This is a genomic window from Janthinobacterium sp. AD80 (assembly GCF_002878455.1).
Taxonomy (GTDB): domain Bacteria; phylum Pseudomonadota; class Gammaproteobacteria; order Burkholderiales; family Burkholderiaceae_D; genus Janthinobacterium.
This window is the reverse complement of the sequence record NZ_NRDQ01000374.1, coordinates 1-1,125: the sequence shown is the minus strand read 5'-3', so window position 1 is coordinate 1,125 and position 1,125 is coordinate 1. Positions and strand designations below refer to the sequence as shown.

At 66.0% G+C, this 1,125-nt stretch carries 1 protein-coding gene; it reads right to left on the bottom strand.

The features are described 5' to 3' along the window. Positions 1–158 precede the first annotated feature (158 nt). Entirely contained in the window at positions 159–818 is a 660-nt protein-coding gene (locus JaAD80_RS29810; protein ID WP_102299775.1) for a pyridoxamine 5'-phosphate oxidase family protein, read from the bottom strand. Between the last annotated feature and the right edge of the window lie 307 nt (positions 819–1,125).

Genomic DNA, 1,125 nt, shown 5'->3' with positions numbered 1-1,125 from the left:
ATCGGCCGCCAGTGCGGCGCCGCTGCCGCCACAGGCCAGCACGGCCGCCAGGGCCGCGGCCAGGGATACTCGCTTCATCATCTTGTGCTCCATTCATGAAAGGGTCTGTTGGTGGCTATCGCCATCAACGCCGATCATCGGGCAAGCGCGCGGACGGGTCAAGCGGATTCCGTCTCCCATGCCGCCGCATACGCGGGCAGCGCGCTGGTGTTGCGCGCATCGGCGATGGCCGCGCCACGGCCGTGCGTGAAGGGCAGCTCGCCCGTCCAGACCACATGCGCCATGTCGCCCGCGTCGTCGAGCGGACCGCCCGTGCGCTGCTTGACGGCGCATTCGTCGAGCGCGATGCGCAGCACGGTGGTGGCCGCGTACTCCTTGGCGCTGCCGCCGCGCACCTGGGCCAGGCGTCCCGGCGCCAGCTTCTCCATCAGCGCATCCATGGCCGCATGCTGCTGGCCGATATCGCTCACTTTTTCAAACTGCCCGTAGATCATCGCCGAGCGGTAGTTCATGGTGTGGTTGAAGGCGGAGCGCGCCAGCACCAGGCCGTCGAGGTGGGTGACCGCCACGCAGACATCCGTGTCGCGCAGCAGCTGCTTGAGCATGCGGCTGCCGTTCGAGCCATGGATGTACAGGTGGCCGCCGATGCGCCAGCATGCCGTCGGGATGCAATGGCGGCCCTGCTCGTCCTGGAAGGCGATGTGGCACAGATAGGCGGCATCGATGATGGCGTGCAGCGCGGCAGGCGTGTAGTTGGCCAGTTCGGCGACACGGCGTACGCGGGTACGGGGGCTGGGAGGGAGGGCGGCAGCGTCCATGGCGGAAGTCCGGTTGGTTGAGGAGACAGGCCGCACTATAATCGTCATCTGGCTCTGAAAAAAGATCCAGAACCACGAAATAATTTAGGGCCACAGATGCAAACCAAAAACGGGAAAACCGCATGGATTATGCTTTACTGCTGAGCGCATTCGAGCGCACGCATCGCGAACGGGGCTGGCCGCGCCAGCGCCTGCTGCACGAATGCCTGCGCGCCGCCATCCGCAGCGGCCGCGTCCGCTGGACCTGATCGGCCTGGTGCTGTTCGGCACGGGCATCGCGCTGCTGTCGTGGCTGCTGGAAGTCTTT

Excerpts from the sequence above, each read along its gene's own strand:
- JaAD80_RS29810 (WP_102299775.1), bottom strand. The coding sequence starts at position 818 with ATGGACGCTGCCGCCCTCCCTCCCAGCCCCCGTACCCGCGTACGCCGT.